This window comes from Saccharibacillus deserti, assembly GCF_013618475.1.
GTDB lineage: Bacteria > Bacillota > Bacilli > Paenibacillales > Paenibacillaceae > Saccharibacillus > Saccharibacillus deserti.
The window spans coordinates 12,382-33,612 of record NZ_JABJVN010000003.1; the positions used below are offsets into that span (position 1 = coordinate 12,382).

General features: G+C 57.8%; 19 protein-coding genes and 1 pseudogene. 19 read left to right on the plus strand and 1 reads right to left on the minus strand.

All coding sequences use genetic code 11. The features are described from left to right. The 19 genes and pseudogenes from hisH (at window position 1) to HOP44_RS10490 (ending at window position 20,133) form a co-directional block, all read left to right on the plus strand. On the plus strand, window positions 1-627 hold the full coding sequence (gene hisH / locus HOP44_RS10400) for an imidazole glycerol phosphate synthase subunit HisH (protein ID WP_172253080.1): 627 nt from the start codon (window positions 1-3) through the stop codon (window positions 625-627). A gap of 48 nt (window positions 628-675) precedes the next feature. After that, on the plus strand, window positions 676-1,410 hold the full coding sequence (hisA, locus tag HOP44_RS10405) for a 1-(5-phosphoribosyl)-5-[(5-phosphoribosylamino)methylideneamino]imidazole-4-carboxamide isomerase (RefSeq protein ID WP_172253082.1): 735 nt from the start codon (window positions 676-678) through the stop codon (window positions 1,408-1,410). A gap of 61 nt (window positions 1,411-1,471) precedes the next feature. Further along, window positions 1,472-2,230: an imidazole glycerol phosphate synthase subunit HisF gene (gene hisF, locus HOP44_RS10410; protein WP_141447917.1), complete on the plus strand. Its 759-nt coding sequence runs from the start codon at window positions 1,472-1,474 to the stop codon at window positions 2,228-2,230. Beyond that, on the plus strand, window positions 2,227-3,009 hold the full coding sequence (hisIE, locus tag HOP44_RS10415; protein WP_172253084.1) for a bifunctional phosphoribosyl-AMP cyclohydrolase/phosphoribosyl-ATP diphosphatase HisIE: 783 nt from the start codon (window positions 2,227-2,229) through the stop codon (window positions 3,007-3,009). The genes hisF and hisIE overlap by 4 nt, the downstream gene beginning before the upstream one ends. 192 nt (window positions 3,010-3,201) lie before the next feature. Beyond that, window positions 3,202-4,026: a histidinol-phosphatase HisJ gene (gene hisJ, locus HOP44_RS10420; protein WP_172253086.1), complete on the plus strand. Its 825-nt coding sequence runs from the start codon at window positions 3,202-3,204 to the stop codon at window positions 4,024-4,026. Between the two features lie 155 nt (window positions 4,027-4,181). After that, window positions 4,182-5,129, plus strand: a complete 948-nt coding sequence (locus tag HOP44_RS10425; protein ID WP_172253088.1) for a ribose-phosphate diphosphokinase — start codon at window positions 4,182-4,184, stop codon at window positions 5,127-5,129. Window positions 5,130-5,264: 135 nt separating this feature from the next. After that, on the plus strand, window positions 5,265-6,995 hold the full coding sequence (locus HOP44_RS10430) for a tetratricopeptide repeat protein (RefSeq protein ID WP_172253090.1): 1,731 nt from the start codon (window positions 5,265-5,267) through the stop codon (window positions 6,993-6,995). Between the two features lie 157 nt (window positions 6,996-7,152). Continuing rightward, a complete protein-coding gene (trxB, locus tag HOP44_RS10435; RefSeq protein WP_172253092.1) occupies window positions 7,153-8,112 on the plus strand; it encodes a thioredoxin-disulfide reductase in 960 nt (319 codons plus the stop codon). Window positions 8,113-8,250: 138 nt separating this feature from the next. Next, on the plus strand, window positions 8,251-9,054 hold the full coding sequence (locus tag HOP44_RS10440) for an AAA family ATPase (RefSeq protein ID WP_172253094.1): 804 nt from the start codon (window positions 8,251-8,253) through the stop codon (window positions 9,052-9,054). 519 nt (window positions 9,055-9,573) lie between these two features. Further along, window positions 9,574-9,981: pseudogene (locus tag HOP44_RS22770) on the plus strand (PAS domain-containing protein); the annotation flags it as partial. Window positions 9,982-10,371: 390 nt separating this feature from the next. Continuing rightward, the gene (locus HOP44_RS10450) at window positions 10,372-11,319 is read left to right on the plus strand and encodes an ROK family glucokinase (protein ID WP_172253098.1); all 948 of its coding nucleotides are present in this window, start codon (window positions 10,372-10,374) and stop codon (window positions 11,317-11,319) included. A 28-nt stretch (window positions 11,320-11,347) separates the two neighbouring features. Continuing rightward, window positions 11,348-12,253, plus strand: a complete 906-nt coding sequence (gene rapZ / locus HOP44_RS10455; protein ID WP_172253100.1) for an RNase adapter RapZ — start codon at window positions 11,348-11,350, stop codon at window positions 12,251-12,253. Window positions 12,254-12,332: 79 nt separating this feature from the next. Beyond that, window positions 12,333-13,328: a gluconeogenesis factor YvcK family protein gene (locus HOP44_RS10460; protein ID WP_172198147.1), complete on the plus strand. Its 996-nt coding sequence runs from the start codon at window positions 12,333-12,335 to the stop codon at window positions 13,326-13,328. Between the two features lie 7 nt (window positions 13,329-13,335). After that, window positions 13,336-14,265 (plus strand): DNA-binding protein WhiA, encoded by a 930-nt coding sequence (whiA, locus tag HOP44_RS10465; RefSeq protein WP_172198145.1) that lies wholly within the window; start codon window positions 13,336-13,338, stop codon window positions 14,263-14,265. 165 nt (window positions 14,266-14,430) lie between these two features. Continuing rightward, window positions 14,431-14,700, plus strand: coding sequence for an HPr family phosphocarrier protein (locus HOP44_RS10470; protein ID WP_172253102.1), 270 nt, complete (start codon window positions 14,431-14,433; stop codon window positions 14,698-14,700). Window positions 14,701-14,950: 250 nt separating this feature from the next. Further along, complete coding sequence (locus HOP44_RS10475) at window positions 14,951-17,068, plus strand: serine hydrolase domain-containing protein (RefSeq protein WP_246369731.1); 2,118 nt, start codon at window positions 14,951-14,953, stop codon at window positions 17,066-17,068. A gap of 184 nt (window positions 17,069-17,252) precedes the next feature. Next, complete coding sequence (locus HOP44_RS10480; RefSeq protein WP_343059840.1) at window positions 17,253-18,008, plus strand: SIMPL domain-containing protein; 756 nt, start codon at window positions 17,253-17,255, stop codon at window positions 18,006-18,008. Window positions 18,009-18,233: 225 nt separating this feature from the next. Then, window positions 18,234-18,863, plus strand: a complete 630-nt coding sequence (locus tag HOP44_RS10485; RefSeq protein WP_172253104.1) for a hypothetical protein — start codon at window positions 18,234-18,236, stop codon at window positions 18,861-18,863. Between the two features lie 160 nt (window positions 18,864-19,023). After that, window positions 19,024-20,133, plus strand: coding sequence for a PdaC/SigV domain-containing protein (locus HOP44_RS10490; protein WP_172253106.1), 1,110 nt, complete (start codon window positions 19,024-19,026; stop codon window positions 20,131-20,133). A gap of 117 nt (window positions 20,134-20,250) precedes the next feature. Here the strand turns inward: HOP44_RS10490 and HOP44_RS10495 are convergent, their stop codons facing one another. After that, window positions 20,251-21,177: a LysR family transcriptional regulator gene (locus HOP44_RS10495; RefSeq protein ID WP_172253108.1), complete on the minus strand. Its 927-nt coding sequence runs from the start codon at window positions 21,175-21,177 to the stop codon at window positions 20,251-20,253. Window positions 21,178-21,231 lie beyond the last annotated feature (54 nt).

Here is a 21,231-nt window from a genome sequence, read left to right on the forward strand (position 1 = left end):
ATGACCGTCGCGATCGTCGACTACGGCATGGGCAATCTGCACAGCGTCAGCAAAGCGGTGGAGCGGCTCGGATACGAGTACCTGATCACCGGCGACGAAGTCGAGATCATGCGGGCTTCCAGCGTGCTGCTGCCCGGAGTGGGCGCGTTCGGCGACGCCATGAGCCATCTGCGCGATACCGGCCTCGACCTCGTCATGCGCCGCGCCGCGGGCGAAGGCCGTCCGCTGCTCGGCATCTGCCTCGGCATGCAGCTTCTGTTCGACGGAAGCGCGGAGCACGGCGACCACGAAGGCCTCGGGCTGCTGCCGGGACGCGCGGTGCGCTTCCCGAGCGGAGAGCTCAAAGTGCCGCATATGGGCTGGAATCGGCTGGACTTCACGCGAAGCGGGGAACCGCTGCTCGGCGGACTGGAAGAAGGGCATGTCTACTTCGTCCATTCGTACCATGTGGAACTGGGCGAGCCAAGCGATCTGATCGCGTCGGCGGACTACGGGCTGCCGGTCACGGCGATCGTGGGCCGGGATAACGTCTACGGCATGCAGTTCCACCCGGAAAAAAGCGGGGAACTGGGCATGAACCTGCTGCGGAATTTCCTGAAGCTGTCCGAAGGATCGGCAATGATTTGAGCGGACGAGCTTTTTGACAAGCATATGAAGGAAAAAGGAGAGCTGACGATGACGGCATTTACGATTTATCCGGCAATCGATATTCGCGGCGGCAAATGCGTGCGGCTGCTGCAGGGCGATTACGACCAGGAGACGGTATTCAACGAAAGCCCGCTGGATGCGGCGAAGCAGTGGGAAAATCTCGGCGGGCAGTACGTCCATCTGGTCGATCTCGACGGAGCCAAAGCGGGTCGTCCGGTCAACCATGAACTGATCGGAAACATCGCGTCGGCGCTGAACGTGCCTGTTCAGATCGGCGGAGGGCTGCGCACGTTCGAAGATGTGCGTCTGCTGCTGTCGCTCGGCGTGAGCCGGGTCATCCTGGGTACGGCGGCGATCGAAGACAAAGCCTTCACGGAAAAAGTGCTGGCCGAATACGGAGACCGCGCTGCGATCGGAATCGACGCGAGAAACGGCTTCGTGGCAACGAGAGGCTGGCTGGAAACATCGGAAGTGCGTGCGGAAGATTTGGCGAAGGAACTGGCGGCCAAAGGCGCGGAGACGTTCATCTTCACCGACATTTCGCGCGACGGCATGATGCAGGGACCCAACGTGGAAGCGATTCTGAGCCTGGCCGAAGCGTCGGGCAAAACAGTAATCGCCTCGGGCGGCGTAAGCGTGCAGGCGGATCTGGAGCGCCTAGCGGCTCATGCGGCGGACGGCATCGGCGGAGCGATCGTCGGCAAAGCGCTGTATACGGGAAGTATCGACCTGGCGGCGGCGCTGCAGGCGGTCGGGCGTTAAGCGGAATCGGAATTTAAACGGATCGGAATTTAAAAAAACTGAAGTCGAAAGGAGGAGCCGTATGCTCGCGAAACGAATTATTCCGTGTCTGGACGTCAAGGACGGACGCGTGGTTAAAGGAGTCAATTTCGTCAATCTGCGCGATGCCGGCGATCCGGTCGAGCTGGCCTCGGTCTATGACCGGGAAGGCGCGGACGAACTCGTCTTCCTCGATATTTCGGCGTCGGTCGAAGGGCGGGCGACGATGGTCGAGGTGGTGCGCCAGACGGCGGGAGAGATCACGATCCCGTTCACGGTCGGAGGCGGCATCTCGCAGGTGGACGACATGAAGCGGATCCTGCGCGCGGGCGCCGACAAAACGGCGGTCAACACGGCGGCGGTACTGCGTCCCGAGCTGATTGCCGAAGGCGCGCGCCGCTTCGGTTCGCAGTGCATCGTGCTGGCGGTGGACGCCAAGTACAATGCGGAGTGGGAAGAATGGGAAGTGTACACGCACGGCGGGCGCAAACCGACCGGCATCCGCGCGCTGGAATGGGTGCGGCGCGCCGAATCGCTCGGAGCGGGCGAAATCCTGCTGACGAGCATGGACGCCGACGGCACCAAAGACGGCTTCGACCTCAAGCTTACGCGCGCGGTCTGCCGCGAAGTGTCGGTGCCGGTCATCGCTTCGGGCGGAGCGGGCACCTCGGAGCATTTCTACGATGTCTTCACGGAAGGCACGGCGGACGCGGGTCTTGCGGCGACCATTTTCCATTACAAAGAAATCGCGATTCCGGATTTGAAGAATCAATTGAAGCAAAAAGGAGTCGAAATCAGATGAATAGAGAAAACGACGTGACCGTTTCTCCCGAGCAGTTTGCGGGACAGGTCAAATGGGACGCGCAGGGACTGGCTCCGGCAATCGTGCAGGACGCGCAGAGCAAGGAAGTGCTGACGCTCGCCTACATGAACGAAGAATCGCTGCGCCGCTCGATCGAATCGGGCGAGACGTGGTTCTGGAGCCGTTCGCGGCAGGAATTTTGGCACAAAGGCGCGACGTCGGGCAACGTGCAGCGGATCGTCTCGCTGAGCTACGATTGCGACGGAGACGCGCTGCTGGTCGGCGTGATTCCGGCCGGACCGGCCTGCCATACGGGACGGGTGGGCTGCTTCTTCAACAAGGCTGAACTTGCAGGCGCAGCGGCCGAAGCGGTCGGAGTTGACGCGGTCGGAGCCGGGGCGGAAAGCGAGCGCGTGCTCGGTTCGGAGCCGGAATTCGCGCAGACGTCGGCGGCTCCTGCCGGAGAGAAGGGATCGGCCGGACGTTTCGACGTGCTGGGCGAGCTGGAAGGCATCATCGCCGAACGCGACCGCGAACGGCCGGAAGGCGCTTATACGACGTATTTGTTCGAAAAAGGGATCGACAAGATTCTCAAAAAAGTCGGCGAAGAAACGGCGGAGTCGATCATCGCGGCCAAAAACGGCGACAACGCCGAACTGCGCCTCGAAGTGAGCGACCTGATCTATCACCTGCTCGTGCTGCTGCAGGAGCGCAAGCTGCCGCTGGACGAGATCATGGACGAACTGGCGCGCCGGCACGAGCGCCCGCGCCGGGACTGACCGGATTCATCTGACCGGACGCCCAGGATCGGGCCGATCCGACCTGCCGGCCCGGATCCGATCGACGGGGTTCGTTCGAAGAAGGACGGCGGCCCGCAGCCGTGCAGAGCGGCAGATCAAAGCGGCGGACAACCGGCAGGGCAGCCGGAACGGTCCGCCTTTTCTATTGGACAAGCGAGAGGAGAGAATCTTATGCGGATCGATTACCATACGCATCACGAGCGCTGCGGCCATGCCGTCGGCACGCTGGAGCAGTACGTGCAGCGCGGCATCGAGCTTGGCCTGGGGCAGCTCGGCTTGTCGGACCATATGCCGCTGATCCATGTCGATCCGGCGAAGTATTATCCGGAAATGGCGATGCCGATGGACGAGCTGCCAAGGTACGTCGAGGAAGTGCTGGCTTTGAAGCAAAAGTACCGGGACCAAATCGACATCAAGCTGGGACTCGAAGGCGATTATATCGAAGGATACGAAGACGAGATCAAGCGAATCGTCGACGCTTACCCGTGGGATTACGTCATCGGCTCCGTCCATTTTCTCGGCGAATGGGATGTGACCGATTTCCGGCAGACGGCCGGATGGGAAGGGCGCGATCCGCTTGAAGTCTATCGCACGTATTACGGGGCGGTCGGTAGCGCGGCGGAGACGGGATTCTACGATATCGTCGGTCATTTCGATGTCATCAAGCGGTTCGGTTACGGACCCGCCCCGGAGCAGTCCGCGGAGCAAGAAGCGCTGGAGAACGCGGCGCTGAGCCGCATCGCGGCCAGCGATATCGTGATGGAGCTCAACGCTTCGGGGCTGACCAAGCCGTGCGCGGAGATGTTCCCGTCGGAAAATCTGCTTCGGCGCGCGCTTGCGCTCGGCATTCCGCTGACGCTCGGATCCGACGCGCACGATCCGGCGAAGCTGTCCGAAAACCTGGACAAAGCCCGTGCGCAGCTGCTTGAGCTCGGGGTTCGCGAGGTAGCGACGTTCGATCGCCGGGTGCGGACGATGATCGCTTTAACGGAATAAAACGGGGGAGACGCCGGTTTCGGCGTCTCTTTGCTTTTGCCTCTCCTGCGATTGGGGTATAATCAAGGCAGGTTAAGGTGAAAAGAACAAATCGGTTCAATTCGCCGCGCCGCTGTCTGCGTCGCGGTTTAATCAAAAAGATGCGGGAGGGTGCCATGCAGCACAGGATGCGTGTATTTTCAGGATCGTCCAATCCGGGTCTGGTGGACCGGATCTGCGAAGATCTGGGCGTTACGCCCGGCAAAATCAAACTGACCAAATTCAAAAGCGGCGAGAGTTATGTGCATTACGAGGAAAGTATCCGCAACCTGGATGTTTTTCTGGTCCAGTCGCTGTCCCATCCGATCAACGAACATTTCGTCGAACTGCTGGTGATGATCGACGCGGCCAAGCGGGCTTCGGCACGTACGGTGAATGTCGTCATTCCTTATTACGGATATGCCCGGCAGGAGCGCAAAGCGGCTCCCCGCGAGCCGATTTCGGCCAAGATGGTCGCGGATGTGCTGACAACGGCGGGCGCAACCCGCGTTGTGACGATCGAACTGCATGCTGCCGCCATTCAAGGATTCTTCAATATTCCGGTCGATCATCTGACCACGCTGGATCTGATTGCCGATTATCTGCGCAGCAAAAACATTACCGATCCGGTAGTGGTCTCGCCGGATGCGGGACGGGCGAAACTTGCCGAGAAATTGGCGAACCGCCTCGATTCTCCGGTCGCGATCATGCTCAAAAAGCGCCCGGCCCACAACGAGGCGATGATCACCCATGTGATCGGCGATGTCGAAGGGCGGACTCCGATCATTATGGAAGATCTGATCGATACCGGATCCACGATTCTCAAGGTCGTCGAAGGACTCAAAGAACGCAATGCCAAAGACCCGATCGTCTGCGCCACGCACGCCGTATTTTCCGACGGGGCGCTGCAGCGTCTGGATCATCCGAGCATTCGGGAAGTCGTTATCACCGATTCGATCGCGCTTTCCGAAGAACATTCGGAACGGTTCACGGTACTTCCGGTCGCTCCGATGCTGGCCCGGGCCATTCATATTATCCTGGAAGGCGGCTCGCTTGCGACGCTGTTCAGCGACTCCGGCATTTGATCGGTATTTGTTCGGAGTCAAGTATCCGGCGAAGGTCCCGGCACGGCGGCCCTTTTGTTGGGAGGGACCGGGGAATTATGGTATACTGATTTCGCTATTCGATTTTAAGCAGTTAACAAAGGGGGCCTTGCTCAGGTGAACGGGAACTATCGGCGTGAAGAGAAGCCGCGGACCAATGTGGTTTCTTTATCGATGGACGAAAGCTTTTTTTTCGAAAGAGCCGTCCGCGCGCTGGATCGCTACCAATATGACAAGGCGTTGAAATATTTTCGCAAATCCGTTGAACTCAAACCGGACAATCCGGTGAATCACTGCAATATGGCGGGTATACTGTCAGAGATGGGCGACTATGAAGAATCGAACGCCGTGCTGCTGCATGTGCTTGAACAAGTCGACCCTTCGATGACGGAATGCCGCTTTTATATGGCCAACAACTTCGCCAATATGGAACGGTTCGAAGAAGCCGAAGAAGCGCTGGTGCAGTATCTTGAAGAAGATGCGGCCGGACAGTTTCTCCATGAGGCGGAAGAGATGATCGATCTGCTGCAGGTCGAGCTGAAGCGCGGGATCCGGGATCATACCGTCTTGGCGCGCCGGGGTTCGGATCGGCACGACCGGGCCCGGACGATGCTGGAAGAAGGCATGTTCTCCGAAGCGGCGGATCTGCTGGAGGAACTGCTCGAAGAGTATCCGGAATTCGCGGCGGCTTCGAACAATCTGGCGCTGGCCTATTATTATATGGGGCTGACCGACAAAGCTCTGAAGACGGTGGAAGACGTATTGAAGCGCGATGAAGGCAATCTGCACGGCTTGTGCAACCTGGCGATCTTTCGCCGGCACTCGGGGCCGGTCGGAGCGGAAGAAGCTTCGCAGCTCGCACGGCGTTTGGCGGCGGTCGTTCCGCTGCACCGCGAACATGCTTTCAAGCTGGCGACGACTCTCGGCATTCTGGGCGAGCACGAAGCGGCCTATCGGCATTTCCGCCGGCTGCTGACATCCGAAGAAGCGTCCGGCGACGCTTCGCTTTATCATTACTGCGCCGTAGCCGCCCTGCTCAGCGCAAGACCGGATGCCGCGGAAAAGTTGTGGAAAGCGGCGGTGAAGCTCGATCCCGACGCCGAAGCGGCGGCTTATTACCTGAGCCGGCTGCCGGAGTGGCGCAGCACGGGGATCAATGAACCGGTCAGCTACCATTACCGGCTGGAAACCTTGCGCCGTTCGGAATTGTGGCGGCGTTGGGAAGAGCGGCTGCCGGAAGATTCGCCGGCGATTCGCGCCGCTCTGATCCGGACCCTTCGCTCCGGCAGCGAAGAAGACAAGCGTCATGCCCTCCAGGCCTGTCGTCCGCTGGCGGACGAAGAGATGACGGCGGTTCTGCGCGAACTGGCGGACGACGAACAGGAATCGCCTTCCCTGCGCGACCTGGCCCGTACCGCCCTGGGCGAGAGCGGGCCGGAAGAGTCCGAGCCGGCGCAGGAAGAAGAACGCGCGGCGAACTTCTCCCGCGAACCGGCGGAACTTCCCGTCTGGGAGAAGCGCTGGCAGGATGTGCTGGATGCTTCGATTCGGTCTTCCTGCACGCCGGGAGACTTCAGTATGCGGCGCGATCTCGAAGCGCTGTGGACCGATTTCCTGCGCCGCTTGTACCCGGATGTTCCCGTCCTCTCCTACGTCGAGGGCTGGGCCGCCGCGCTGGATTATTTGACCGACAAGCTTCGCCACGGAACTTCGACTTATGAAGAAGTGGGCCGCCGCTACGGCGTGTCCGCTTCGACCGTAGGCCGTTATGTCAAGCGGATGGATCAGGTCTGCAGCATCAAGGAACGGATGACCGTACACGGAAGAAATCATCGAAAAGGACTTTAGTACCTTGATCCGGATAAAAGTAAGGTTACGCTCCCTGAATCGCACTTAAAGCGAGTGCGTTTCAGGCGAACGTAAACCTCGGATTAGATTGGGTCAACGTACTAGGTCCCCTGAGACGAGTCGCAGGATATACACGAACCCCAAGGAGGATGCCCACATGCAGAAACACAAAACCGTAGTCATCGGAACAGGCCCGTCCGGCCTGACCGCCGCCATTTACCTGGCCCGAGCCAACCTGAAACCTCTCGTAATCGAAGGTCTTCAACCGGGCGGCCAGCTTACCACGACCACCGATATCGAGAACTTTCCCGGTTTCCCCAACGGAATCATGGGACCGGAATTGATGGACAATATGCGTCAGCAGGCGGAGCGTTTTGGCGCCGAGTTCATGAACGGCTGGGTCGACGCCGTCGATTTCTCCCAGCGTCCTTTCAAGATTACCGTTGAAGGCGCCGAGCCGATCGAAGCGGATTCGGTTATTATCTCCACCGGAGCTTCGGCCCGCTACCTCGGTATTCCGGGCGAACAGGAAAATATCGGACGCGGCGTCAGCACATGCGCAACCTGCGACGGATTCTTTTTCCGCGGCAAAAAGCTGATCGTGATCGGCGGCGGCGATTCCGCGATGGAAGAAGCCAGCTTCCTGACGCGCTTCGCGACCGAAGTAACGGTCGTCAACCGCCGCGAAGAGCTGCGCGCCTCGAAGATCATGCAGGATCGCGCGCGCGAGAACGAGAAAGTCTCGTGGGCGCTCAACCGCCAGCCGCTTGAAGTCGTAGCCGGCGATACGGGCCTCAAAGGACTTAAAGTGCTCAACAACGAGACCGGCCAGGAAGAACTGATCGAAGCCGACGGCGTATTCGTGGCGATCGGCCACACGCCGAATACGACCTTCCTGCAGGGCAAGCTCGATCTGGACGGCCACGGCTATGCGGTGGTCAAACCGGGTACGACCGAGACAAATATCCCGGGCGTATTCGCCTGCGGCGACGTGCAGGACACCAAATACCGTCAGGCGATCACGGCTGCGGGCAGCGGCTGCATGGCGGCGATGGACTGCGAGAAGTATCTCGAAGGCAGCGTCGTGCACGACTGGAGCGAGTCGCTCGACCGCTAAATTTTTCCGGGAAGAAAGCTTTCCCGTCCTAGAATCCCAACCAAACGCGCAGACGAAAATCCGTAACGGACTTTCTCGTCTGCGCGTTCTTTTTTTGGCGGGAACCTACAGGTTTTCAATTTCGGAGGAGGGTTGGATATGTCGAATGTACGCCAAGAAGGACCGGACCGGCGCTATCTGCGGAGAATCGAACTGGAGGAAGGACAGTCCCCGCTGCCCGGCGGCTATCCGTTCAGTCTACCGGCGGTCCGCGAGCTGGAAAGTCTTGATTTTCATGAGCGGGTGACGTATATCGTCGGCGAGAACGGAGTCGGCAAGTCGACGCTGCTCGAAGCGATTGCGGCATCCTGGGGCTTCAACCCGGAAGGCGGCACGCTGAATTTCAACTTCGCAACCGCCGAGACCCATTCCCCGCTGCATCGGCATATCCGGCTGATCCGGGGGACGGCGCGGCCGAAAGACGGCTTCTTTTTCCGGGCGGAAAGTTATTACAATGTGGCGACGACGATCGACGAGCTGGACAAAGAAGTTCGCGGGAACCGGATCATCGACAGCTACGGCGGCCGTTCCCTGCACGAACAGTCGCACGGGGAAGCCTTTTTCGCGACCTTCATGCACCGGTTCGGGCCCAACGGTCTGTACATTCTCGACGAGCCGGAAGCGGCGCTGTCTCCTGTCCGTCAATTGGCGATGCTCACGCGTATCCACGAGCTGGCCGGCAGCGGCGCACAGTTTATCATTTCGACCCACTCCCCGCTGCTGATGTCCTATCCGGACAGCCGGCTGTACAATCTCACGGCGGCCGGGATCCGGGCATGCAAGGCGGAAGAAACGGAGCATTATATCGTCACCCGCGAATTTCTGAACCACCGGGAGCGGATGCTGGCCGATCTGCTGCACCCGGAAGACCAACAGACAGGAAGTGGGCACGAAGAATCCTGATAGACGCCCCCGGGAAAGTGGATTTGTGCAAATACGAGGCAGAGACGCGGTAGAATGCTTTCCAAAAGAGTATCCGTACAAAAACGGGACTCTTTTTTTGTGAGTCGAAAGATTGTGCGTAGAATCACAAGGATGAAAGGGGCCGCGTGCTGCATTTTGATTGAGAATTGTTTTCATAAAAATTTGAAGGAGCAGCCGGTCCGCGCACAGACGCACCGTTCGCTGCCGGGGCCCAAGGCGGAAGCCGGAGCTTCCGGCAGACCGGCCGGAATGCCGCACTGGGTCGCGGACATGCTTCGGCAGGAACGGGAACAGGCCCGGCTGCCGACCGCAGAAACGAAGAAAGCCGTTTCGGCAGCCGATCGGGCCGCCCAGGCCTCCGCCATGGCGAGACAGGCCGCGAAAATGACCGAGCAGGCTGCCGATCTGGCCCGGCAGGCGGCCGCGATGGATGCTGCGGCAGAAGGCCGTCCGGCACATCCGCAGGCGGGTGCGACGGACTCCGCCCCGGTGTCCGACGGTTATATCCGTTTCGATACGGGGATTCTCTCCGTGCGGCAGATGGAACCGATCATGAATCGCCTGCCTGTCGATCTGACCGTTATCGACGCGAACGATATCGTGCGGTATTTCTCGCACGGCAAAGAACGGATCTTCGCGCGCACCAAAGCGGTCGTCGGGCGCTCCGTGCAGAACTGCCACCCGCCGCAAAGCGTGCATGTGGTCGAAGAACTGCTGAACGATTTCAAAGCGGGCCGCAAAGACCATGAAGATTTCAGGATTCCGTTCAAGGACAAGTTCGTCTATATCCGCTACTTTGCGATTCGGGATGCAGCGGGAACCTATCTCGGGACTCTCGAATTTACCCGGAATGCAGCGCCGATTCGCGAATTGGACGGACAAAAACGCATATTGTCGGAAGTGTGATCGAGCTCCCGGCCGCTTCTTCTCCACCCTTTGTTCGCCGCCGGCGAACAAAGGGTTTTTGCTCTATCCAATCGGGGAAGAGCGCGCAACCGCCCGCCCTGCAAGGGTTTCAACGCCCCCGGGTGTTCCGCTGCCCGCCGCCCTGGCAGGCGAACGGGCAAAAGCGGGCAGGCGGCATTGTGGAAAAGGCTTTCGACCCTTGCGGGGCAAGGCTTTGAGCCGCGGTCCACTCGCTTGACCGAAACCGGGCGTTCGCTTATAGTGGGAGACGAAGGAAACGGATTTTAGCGTTTTCCCGGGCGGGCTGCGGTTCCGAAGCGGCCGGTTCCAAGCAAACGGTCTGATCGGTTCCCATATTCTCTATATTGAAGAAAAAAGGTGGCTTGTATCATGTCTGAAAATGTCTACGTCGGGATGGATCTGGGCGGCACCACGATCAAGGTCGGTCTGTGCAGCGAGAGCGGCGTCCTGCTGCATACTTACGAAGGGCCGACGGGAGTATCCGAAGGTCCGGAAACGGTAATCTCCAACATGGCGGCCTACGTTCGCCGCGTCGTTGAAGAATCTCCGTATTCCTGGGAACAACTGGCCGGGGTCGGCGCCGGAGTTGCCGGATTCACCAATGTGCGTGACGGGATCATCGTCATGGCGCCGAACATAGGCTTTAAAGACGTTCCAATCCGCGCCATTCTCGAGGAGCGGCTGGGCAAGCCCGTCAAGATCGACAACGATGCCAACGTCGCGGCTCTCGGCGAAGCCTGGAGCGGTGCCGGAGCAGGTGTCGAGAACTGTGTATGCTATACGCTGGGAACCGGCGTAGGCGGCGGAATCATCATCAACGGCCGTATCTATCAAGGCTCCGCCGGCATGGCGGGCGAGATCGGCCATATCGATGTCGTGCCGGATCTGGAAGCGATCCAGTGCGGCTGCGGCAAGACCGGCTGCCTGGAGACCGTGTCTTCGGCTACCGGCATTATTCGCATGGCGAAAGAAGCGGTGGAGCGCGGAGAGCGTACCTTTATTTCCGATGCCAGCGAGATTACCGCGAAGACCGTGTTCGATGCGGCCAAAGCGGGCGACGAAGTCGCGCTGCGCATCGTCAAACGCGCCGCGCTGTACCTTGGCAAATCGATGGCGGCCGTAGCGGCCGTACTGAATCCGCAAAGCTTTATCATCGGCGGCGGCGTATCGAAAGCGGGCGACATTCTGTTCGATCCGATTCGCGAGACGTTTGCACAGCTGACGCCCGACCCGCTGCAGCGCGGCGTACAAATCGTACCGGCGATGCTGGGCAACGATGCAGGCATGATCGGCGCAGCGGGCCTGATGCTTCGTTAATGATCGCCATTCCAGGGAGGGAACCCGCATGACCGAGATTCCGAGCAATAAGGTGGCAGCTTCGTCCGCCACGCTGATGATCATTACGGGAATGTCGGGAGCCGGCAAGACGATCGCCGTACAAAGCCTGGAAGATCTGGGCTTCTTCTGCGTCGACAATCTGCCGCCGGTCCTGATCCCCAAGTTTGCGGAACTGATCGAACAGTCGAACGGCAAAATCGCCAAGGTCGCGCTGGTCATCGACCTGCGGGGCCGGGAATTTTTCGCGGCCCTGTCCGAATCGCTCGCCTACATCAAAGACCATTTTACGATTCACAGCGAGATTCTGTTCTTTGATGCCGTCGATGCGGTGCTGGTGCAGCGCTACAAGGAAACGCGCCGCCGCCACCCGCTGGCTCCGGACGGCATGCCGCTCGACGGCATACGCCTCGAGCGCAAAATGCTGGAAGAGCTGAAAAATTCGGCGACGCAGATTATCGATACGACGAACATGAAGCCGGCGGTGCTCAAAGAGAAGATCATTTCCCGATTTTCCCATATGGAAAGCAACCGCCTCTCGGTCAACGTGACTTCGTTCGGTTTCAAATACGGCGTACCGATCGATGCGGATCTGATCTTCGATGTCCGTTTCCTGCCGAATCCGCATTATGTCGACAATCTGCGTCCGCTGACCGGTCAGAACAGCGACGTTTACGATTATGTCATGAAATGGCCGGAGACCCAGACGTTTCTGACCAAACTGCTGGATATGCTGCATTTCCTTATCCCGCAGTATCGAAAAGAAGGCAAAAGCCAGGTGATTATCGGAATCGGCTGTACGGGCGGCAAACACCGTTCGGTGGCGATTTCCGAATATTTGGGCCGGATGCTGGGAGCGAGCGAGACCGAAAAAGTGCGTGTCAATCACCGGGACGCCGATCGGGACCGCCACTGAATAAGCGAAGCGGGGCGGTAAGCCCTTTCGCGAAGAACGTCATATCGGAAGCGGTCGACGTACGGAGGAGTGAACATTCATGAGTATTAAACAACAGGCACTGCGGCCCGTCCGCCGTCCGCGCATCGTGGTCATGGGCGGGGGAACGGGGCTTTCCGTGATGCTGCGGGGACTGAAGGAGCAGCCGCTCGACATTACGGCCATCGTAACGGTGGCCGACGACGGCGGAAGCTCCGGCATTCTGCGCAGCGAACTGCAGATGCCGCCTCCGGGCGATATCCGCAACGTGCTTACGTCGCTGGCCGACGTGGAGCCGCTGCTGTCCGAAATGCTGAGCTATCGCTTCAAGACGGGGAATGGGCTGGCGGGACATAGTCTCGGCAATCTGATCCTGGCGGCGATGACGGACATCTCGGGGGACTTTGTGACCGCCGTGCGCGAGCTCGGGCGGGTCTTCGCCGTTCGCGGACGCGTCTATCCGGCGGCAAAAGAAGGCGTTATTCTGCACGCGGAGATGGAAGACGGCACGATCGTGACCGGCGAATCGAGTATTCCGGAATACGGCGGGAAGATCAAGCGGATCTTCCTCGAGCCGGCGGAAGTCGAAGCGCTGCCGGAAGCGGTGCTGGCGATCCAGCGCGCCGATGCGATCCTGATCGGACCCGGAAGCCTGTATACAAGCCTGCTGCCGAACCTGCTGGTCCCGCAGTTGGCCGAAGCGGTGGTCGCGTCCAATGCGATCAAGATGTATATCTGCAACGTCATGACCCAACCGGGGGAAACGGACGGCTTCAGCGTAGGCGATCATCTTCAAGCCGTTTACGATCATGTCGGCAGCCATCTGTTCGATTACGTGCTGGTCAACAGCGGGCATATTCCCGAAGACGTGCAGCTGCGTTATGCGGAAGAAGGCGCGACACCGGTCCGGCTGGATCTGGAAGAAATCGCGGGAACCAACTGTACCGTCATTGCCGATACTTTTGTCAAATACGGCACCTATCTGCGGCATGACGCGGACAAATTGAGTGAACATATTAACAGACTCGTGGAAGACTGGATGATACGGAAGGGGTGAACAGCCCATGTCGTTCGCGGCTCAAACCAAAAAAGAACTGACGATGGTAGAGGCGGGAGCCTGCTGCGAAAAAGCGGAGCTGTCTGCGCTGATTCGGATGAACGGCTCGATCCAGCTCTCCAACAAAAAAGTCATTCTGGATATTTCGACCGAAAACGCGGCGATCGCCCGCCGCATTTATTCCTTGATCAAAAAGCACTTCAGTGTGCATACGGAACTGCTCGTCCGCAAGAAAATGCGTCTCAAAAAAAATAATGTGTATATCGTCCGGATTCCGGCCGGTGTACAGGAACTGCTCGGATCGCTGAAGATTACCTCGGAAGGATTCCAATTCCTGCCCGGCATCAGCCCCGACATCGTCAAGAAAAACTGCTGCAAACGCGCTTACCTGCGCGGTGCTTTTATGGCCGGCGGTTCGGTGAACAATCCGGAAGGATCGTCTTACCATCTGGAGATCGCCTCCATGTACGAAGAACACTGCCAGTCGCTCGTCAATCTGGCGAACGAGTTTCATTTGAACGCCCGCTGTATCGAACGGAAGAAAGGCTTCATTTTCTACCTGAAAGAGGGCGAAAAAATCATTGAACTGCTGAATATTATCGGAGCCCACCAGGCTCTGTTCAAATTCGAGGACGTTCGCATCATGCGCGATATGCGCAACTCGGTCAATCGGATCGTAAATTGCGAAACGGCAAACCTCAACAAAACGATCGGCGCCGCGGTGCGGCAGATCGACAATATCCGTTTTTTGCAAAAAGAAATCGGGTTGGAGAATCTGCCGGACAAGCTGCGCGAAGTGGCGGAAGTCCGGCTGGCCCATCCCGAGATCAATCTCAAGGAAGTGGGCGAGCTGCTCAAAGGAACCGTCAGTAAATCCGGCGTCAACCATCGGCTGCGCAAACTCGATATCATGGCGGAGAAAATCCGGGGCAGCTGAACAAGCGACCCGGTCTTTTGGGTACGCCAGCAAATCGGCGGCCCGGAAGGTTTGCAAACGGCCCGCTGGGTTTTATACTAGTGTGAGCAACCGAAGTTATGTTATACTGAGTATAATAATGCGTTTCGACAGGAACTTCATTTCGTATAGGGGGTAAGATTGCTCATGACCAAACACCCGGTAGTCGTTCGACTGAAGACGGGGCTGCACGCCAGACCCGCGGCTTTGTTCGTTCAGGAAGCCAATAAATATTCTTCCGAAATCTTCGTAGAAAAGGAAGATAAAAAAGTAAACGCCAAAAGTATCATGGGGATCATGAGCCTGGCTATCAGTTCCGGAACCGAAATTTACATCAGTGCGGAAGGCGCGGACGCCGAGCAGGCTGTAACCGCTTTAATGAGTCTCGTCAGCAAAGAAGAATTGGAAAACCAATAAGAATATTGCGGGCAGTGCTCCTGCAGCGTTCCCTACAGGTCAAACCCTCTGTACACCGCAGAGGGTTTTTCGCTGTTTTTTCCAATTCACCTAAAAATATTTAGACTTCTTGCCGTAAAGCCGCCTTTATCCTGTTTAGGTCCTAAGCCGGAAAGGGTAAAAATGAGTGCCAATACGCTCGCTATGTAGGCTGATTACCCGAATTCGTCCGCCAATTCCGCGATCAAAGAATGAGAAGGGAGAAATAGAATTGAAAAAAACGAATATTTGGAGGGCGGCATCGGTCAAATGGACTAAAGCCGTTATGGCTTCCGCACTTGTGCTGACCCTGCTCCCGCCCGCTCTTTCGTATGCCGCTCAGGAACCTGTCGCCGCATCCTCGCCTGCCGCCCGCGATACGGCGCTCACCGCTTCCACGGTCACGGCTTTTTTGGATGAATTTTTCGAGTTGGAGTCTATCCGGGAGCTGGCTCCCGGGGCCGCGGTCGTTGTTGTCAAAGACGGACAGGTTCTGGCGCAAAAAGGCTACGGGTACGCCGATGTGGAGAGCGAACGTCCGGTCGATCCGAAAAAAGACGTATTCCGTATGGCTTCCGTCTCGAAGACGTTCACCGCAGCTGCGGTCATGCAGCTCGTGGAACAAGGAAAACTCAGTCTGGACGCGGACATTCGTACATATCTCGGCGGGGTAACCTTCGGTAACCCGTTCGCCGAACCGGTTACCGTCGCCGATCTGCTGACACACCGCAGCGGCTTTAAGATCCAGGATGCCCGTCAGGAAGATCTGGATCCGAAGCCGAACAGAGACATGAACATGAAAGAGTATGTAACCAAATATATGCCGGATGTCGCGCGCGAACCCGGTACCGCTTACATGTACGACAATTTTGCTTTCCTGCTCCTGGGCTATATCGTGCAGCAGGCAAGCGGAGTGCCGTATGAGCAGTATATGGAGCAGAACGTCTTCGCTCCGCTCGACATGAAGAGCAGCGGCTTCCAGCTCAAAGGGGACCTGCTGAAGCGTTCGGTGACCGGATACGCGGCCGAAGAGACCATCAAGCCTTATCCGGTCAGCCAAAGCTTTATGCCGCAGGGCGGGATGCTGTCGACAACGGAAGACATCGCCAAGTTCATGACCGCGTTCCTGAACGAAGGCAAAACGGCTTCCGGGACGCAGCTGCTGAAGGCGGATACGGTAGCGGCCATGTCCGAATACCGCTCGGCGATCCATCCGCTGCTGCCGGACTCCACCTATGGCTTCGAAGCGCCTTCGCAGCTTCCGGGCGCGGGCAGCAGCAGTAAAGTCATTACCAAAGCCGGCGATGTGCCCGGCGCAAGTTCCCTGATGTTCCTGATTCCGGAACAGGATACCGGCGTCTTCGTCGTCTACAATCAGAACGGGGCGCTGCGCGAACAGCTGTATGCCGCCTTTATCGCCCGTTTCTTCCCGCAGTACGGAGCGGAAGCGAAGCTTCCTGCGTTCACGGCGGAAGCGCCGGAGCAGCTCGAACGTTATGCAGGTCTCTACAAAGACCTGCGCGTCGAAAGCGTCGTCTCCAAAGTGGGACCCGGATCGCGCGGACGTATGGTCATCTCCGACCCGCTGACCGGCGAACGTGCGCTGCGCCAAGTGGGACCGGGACTGTTTATGGATGCCAACAAGATGCTGGTCGCGTTCAAGACCGAAGCGGACGGAAGCGTCTCCTATCTGAAAGAGCCGTATCTGAATCCGATGGGCTATGAGCAAAAAGGACAGGTGCCGGCCGGCTTCAACGATATCAAATCGACGCATCCGTATGCTTCGTATATTCTCGACCTGCAGTCGCTCGGCTATTATCCGAACGATCCGAACCTGTCGTTCGGACCGGACGAAGCCGTCACCCGGGCCGAGTATATCGATATGCTGATGCGGACCTCCGCGATCCCGCTGTCCGAGAAAGCGCCGCAGCTCAAAGACGTCAAAGGACATCCGTATGCGGCGGCCGTTCAGACGGCTTACGAATACGGCCTCATCTCGGGCAACGCCAAAGGCCTGTTCGAACCGGACCGTCCGATTACCCGTCAGGAAGCGGCTCTAATCATCTACAACTCGATGGGCGGTCTGTATCCCGACGAACTGCTGGAGCCGATCGAACTGAAAGGGAAAACCGACAAGTGGGCCGAATCCGCAGTCAAACTGCTGGTGGCATTGGGGTATCACGGTCCGGAAGTGAAGATCGACGCTTCCGGCGCGGCTGATTTCCAATCCCGCAAAGTGCTGACACGCGCCGAAAATGCGGCCATCAACGATCTTCTGCTGACCAGCACCGTTAGCGGGGCAGCCAAAATCGACGATCAGGCACAGGCGGAGAAAGAACCGGCCGCCTAAATTCCAATCGTTCCTACAATCCAGGCCTTTTCGCTGCCTTCCCTCCTTCAGGGAAAGCGGCGGACAGGCTTTTTTGGCTGTCGATCTTTATTTTTGACGAAAAAAACCCGGGAGACCGCCGCGCTGCAACCTTTTCCGACAACAGGTCGTTTAAAGGGTAATCAACGATAATCAGGAGGGGTAAATGATGAAAATGTGGATGAAACCGCTGGGCAGTGTGTTGATTGCCGGCACTTTGCTGGTAGGAGGAGCGGCACTTCCCGCCTCGTTCGGCATGGGACAAGCACAGGCGGCGGAGGTGAGCATGGTGAATGTCATCAATGTGGTCGGAAAAGGCGAGATCAAAGTGACACCGGACGTTGCTTATCTGTACATCGGCGTAGAATCGAATGCGGCTACAGCCGCGGCCGCGCAGAAGAAAACGGCAGCGACGATGAACAAACTGAGCACGCTGCTCAAGACCGACTGGAAAATTGCGGCCAAAGATATCCAGACCGAGCAGTTCTACGTATCGCCGAACTATACCTACACGGATAAAGAAGGCCAGAAATTCAAAGATTACAGCGCGACCCACTCGGTCAAAGTAACGTACCGCGATCTCGACAAGATCGGACAGCTGCTTGATGCCGCTTCCGAGGCGGGCGCCAACCGGATCCAAAATATCAGCTTTGCCTCCGAAAATCCGGACAAGTACGAAGAGCAGGCGATCGCCAAAGCCATGGCAAGTGCCAACACCAAAGCGGCAGCCATCGCCAAAGCCGCTAACCGGAGTCTCGGCGCGGTCATCACGATCAGCCAGGACGATGCACAGGCTCCGATCGCTTACGCGCAGTATGATCGCGCTATGGCAACGGCCAGCGAATCGAATGCCGGAACATCGATCGAACCGGGCGAAATCACGGTTACGACCCGTCTTACCGTGCAGTACGAAATGAAATAAGCGTTCTGCCGATATAGCTGAATAAAGAAAGCCGCCTGCGCCCTGCGCAAAGGCGGCTTTCTTGCTTAAACACGCGCCGGACAGGGGTTTTTTCATTATGCAGAGGATGAATATTTTGCAAAAAAAGACGGTTAAACTGTTTGGAAACGGATGTGAGGTTTAAAAAAGGAGTAACAAACGAACGTGGTTACAAATTCTTCGGAACCGAAAAGCGAGGTGATCCCATTGATCGAAACATTGAACATTCCCGACACCCAAAAGCAATATTACCGAAGACTGCTGAATGAAAATCCCATCCGCAATTTGATCGAGCGTTACTCGTTATTTTGTGCGGAATATGAGGATTTTGCACGCAAACGACTGTCCTATCTTCCGCAGCTTATGCAGAACGGCTGGGTACCGATCGTGCTCTCCGACGAAGGAATGAACTATGCGTTTACGGTTGGATTGGAATACAGCTTCGGACATCCCGAAATTCTGATCGCTTCCCCAAGCCGTCCCGCCCGTCTGCTGGACCGTATGCTGGAATGGTTTACGGAAAACGTAGAGAACGGCGGATGTTTCGAGACGGGCTGCGATTATGCGGCGGACCTGAAGCGGCAGCCGGACTTCAGCGATATCGAGAGCAATGCCATCTTCCGTCCTTATGAGGAATCCGATGCCGACAACTATCCCTGCGGGTCTCTCTACTCTTTCTACGGATATTTCGCCGACCGCAATCTGGAAAGAGGCAGACTGCCGATGATCATTCTGGAGCTGGATTTTCCGGTACGTCCCGCACCTCCGGGAGGCCGACTCTCGAGCATTATGAGCGCGCCCCGCTGGCAGGAAGGAAACGAAGGCGCCGATGCGTAAGATGCCGCGTAAGTCGGGAGTCTTGACAGTTTTGTAAAAAAACCCGGGCTGGAGTTGCAATACTGTAACGCTTCTTGTCATCCATTCCCGCGTCGGCTCCTTTATAATCACTAAGGGATAGGGACATAGACACCGCGAAGATGCGAAGGAGCCGAATAAGATGAAATATACCAAACAAACATTCAATAAAACGACCAAAATGATGACGGCCGCCGTCCTGACCGCCGGTCTTCTGCTGCCGGCCGCCGCTTGGACGGGGACTTCCCAGGCATACGCCGCTTCCGCGGTTTCGAGCACGACAGCAGCGAAAAACGTGAAAGTCACCTGGAATGGCAAAGCCATCGGAGCCGCGGCTTTCCAGGCTTCCGGCACGACTTACATTCCGGTAAAAACGTTGGCGAAAGCCGCAGGCCTGTCGTTCACCTACGATAAAACGACCGGACTGTACCAGCTTGGCACATCGCCGAATAAACTGACCCTGTCGCCTTACCCGAGCCAAATCTGGGTTGGGGCAAACGGAGTCGGGCTTCGTGAGGAAGGCCGGGTCAAAAACGGGGCCATGTACCTTCCAAGCTCTCTGCTGCGCGATTACGCGGGCATCGATTCCGTATGGAGCGCCGCTTCGGGCACCCTGGCTCTGAAGCCGGCTGCCGCTGCAGGCGTAACCGTAACCGAGAAGAAGCTGGAGAGCAAAGTGAAAGACGGAATCGTCGATATCCGTTATCCGCAGCTGTCCGGAAGCGGAGCCGGTATCTCCAAGATCAACGCTGCGCTTAAGCAGCACGCGCAGGCTTTCCAGAAAGACTTTGAAGGACAAGTCAAAGAATTCGGAGAGCTTCCCGGCGAAATGCATTACGAAGCCGATGCCAATTATATGATCTCTTACAACAAAGACGGTCTGTTCAGCGTAGTGCTGCAGGATTACTCGTTCTACGGCGGCGCACACGGCAGCACGATTCAAACGGCGTACAACTTCAATGTCGAAACCGGCAAAAACGTCACATTGGCCCAACTGCTGAAGTCCAACCCGGACTACCGCAGTGCCATGGACAAGAAGATTGCTGCGCAGTTCAAGAAAGACGGCTCGCTGCTGCAAGCGGACGGCTTCAAAACGATCGGCAGCAGCCCGGGATTCTACGTCAGAAACGGCGGAGTCACGATCTTCTTCCAGCAGTATGAATACACGCCTTATGCGGCAGGAATTCCGTCCTTTGACTTCACCTTCGCTTCCCTGCTTCCAAAAGGAACGAATCCGTTCGCGGGACTGTAAGCGGAACGTTGGCGAAATGACCTGATCAGATAGGCGGCCGGTTCGACTATCCGCCGTGCAAAAGCCCGGAGCAGCGCGAAAGTTATCGCGCCGTTCCGGGCTTTGCTCGTATTCGCTTTAAGGTATAGGAGTCCGGAATGCCGCAAGTTCCGGCTGCCCGATCAGTTCTTCGATAAAACGTTCCGCGCTTCTCGACAGATAGCGATCCTGCAGCCAAACCAGTCCAACTTCGGCCTGCAAAGCGGCGTCTTCCAGTTCGAGCATCCCGAAATCTTCCGAGCGGAACGAAGACAGCACCGATCGGGGAAGCAGGGCGGCTCCGAGTCCCTGGGCGACCAGAGCCAGGATGACGGCCACGCTGGAACATTCGCAAAAAATCCGGGGAACGCTGCCTTTTGCGGCGAATGCCTGCATGATCCGTTCGTGCATGCCGGTGGTCCGGTCGGTCTTGAGCGTCAGAAAAGGCCGCCCCGAAAGTTCCCCCAGGCGAAGACTTCGGCGCCCCGCGTATTCGGCCCAGGCCGTCGGTACCGCAGCGGCCAGCGGATCGGGCGGAAGAGAAGCGATTCCGTAATCGTCCGCGCCCGGCGGAGCCTCGAACGGCAGTCGGGCGACGATCAGTTCGATCTGCCTTTTGCGCAGCAGCTCGGCCAATTGGAAGTGGTCGCCTTCCTGAATTTTGAAAGCAACCGCCGGGTATTCTTTGCCGAAACGTTCAATCGCGCCCGGTAGCAGCGACACGCAGGAGACGACCGCCCCGATCGACAGGGTGCCGCCGACGCCTTCTCCCAGTTCCCGAATCTCCAGCAGCGTTTCCTCGAGATTCACCAGCATTTCTTCGGCCCGTTCATACAGCCGTCTGCCCGCTTCGGTCGGTACCAGTTTCCGGCCGGTACGGTCGAACAGGGGCGTGCCTAATTCTTCTTCGAGCAGCTTCATCTGACGGCTCAGCGGAGGCTGCTCCATATTCAGTTTTTTGGCGGCGGAAGTGATCTGGCCTTCCTTGATAACGGCTACAAAATAGCGCAGTTGGCGCAAATCCATCTTTTTTCTCCTCCTTTCATACTTTTGGGGTATGCAGAACCGACGAAAAGGATA

Excerpts from the sequence above, each read along its gene's own strand:
- hisH (WP_172253080.1), top strand. The coding sequence starts at position 1 with ATGACCGTCGCGATCGTCGACTACGGCATGGGCAATCTGCACAGCGTC.
- hisA (WP_172253082.1), top strand. The coding sequence starts at position 676 with ATGACGGCATTTACGATTTATCCGGCAATCGATATTCGCGGCGGCAAA.
- hisF (WP_141447917.1), top strand. The coding sequence starts at position 1,472 with ATGCTCGCGAAACGAATTATTCCGTGTCTGGACGTCAAGGACGGACGC.
- hisIE (WP_172253084.1), top strand. The coding sequence starts at position 2,227 with ATGAATAGAGAAAACGACGTGACCGTTTCTCCCGAGCAGTTTGCGGGA.
- hisJ (WP_172253086.1), top strand. The coding sequence starts at position 3,202 with ATGCGGATCGATTACCATACGCATCACGAGCGCTGCGGCCATGCCGTC.
- HOP44_RS10425 (WP_172253088.1), top strand. The coding sequence starts at position 4,182 with ATGCAGCACAGGATGCGTGTATTTTCAGGATCGTCCAATCCGGGTCTG.
- trxB (WP_172253092.1), top strand. The coding sequence starts at position 7,153 with ATGCAGAAACACAAAACCGTAGTCATCGGAACAGGCCCGTCCGGCCTG.
- HOP44_RS10440 (WP_172253094.1), top strand. The coding sequence starts at position 8,251 with ATGTCGAATGTACGCCAAGAAGGACCGGACCGGCGCTATCTGCGGAGA.
- HOP44_RS10450 (WP_172253098.1), top strand. The coding sequence starts at position 10,372 with ATGTCTGAAAATGTCTACGTCGGGATGGATCTGGGCGGCACCACGATC.
- rapZ (WP_172253100.1), top strand. The coding sequence starts at position 11,348 with ATGACCGAGATTCCGAGCAATAAGGTGGCAGCTTCGTCCGCCACGCTG.
- HOP44_RS10460 (WP_172198147.1), top strand. The coding sequence starts at position 12,333 with ATGAGTATTAAACAACAGGCACTGCGGCCCGTCCGCCGTCCGCGCATC.
- whiA (WP_172198145.1), top strand. The coding sequence starts at position 13,336 with ATGTCGTTCGCGGCTCAAACCAAAAAAGAACTGACGATGGTAGAGGCG.
- HOP44_RS10470 (WP_172253102.1), top strand. The coding sequence starts at position 14,431 with ATGACCAAACACCCGGTAGTCGTTCGACTGAAGACGGGGCTGCACGCC.
- HOP44_RS10480 (WP_343059840.1), top strand. The coding sequence starts at position 17,253 with ATGATGAAAATGTGGATGAAACCGCTGGGCAGTGTGTTGATTGCCGGC.
- HOP44_RS10490 (WP_172253106.1), top strand. The coding sequence starts at position 19,024 with ATGAAATATACCAAACAAACATTCAATAAAACGACCAAAATGATGACG.
- HOP44_RS10495 (WP_172253108.1), bottom strand. The coding sequence starts at position 21,177 with ATGGATTTGCGCCAACTGCGCTATTTTGTAGCCGTTATCAAGGAAGGC.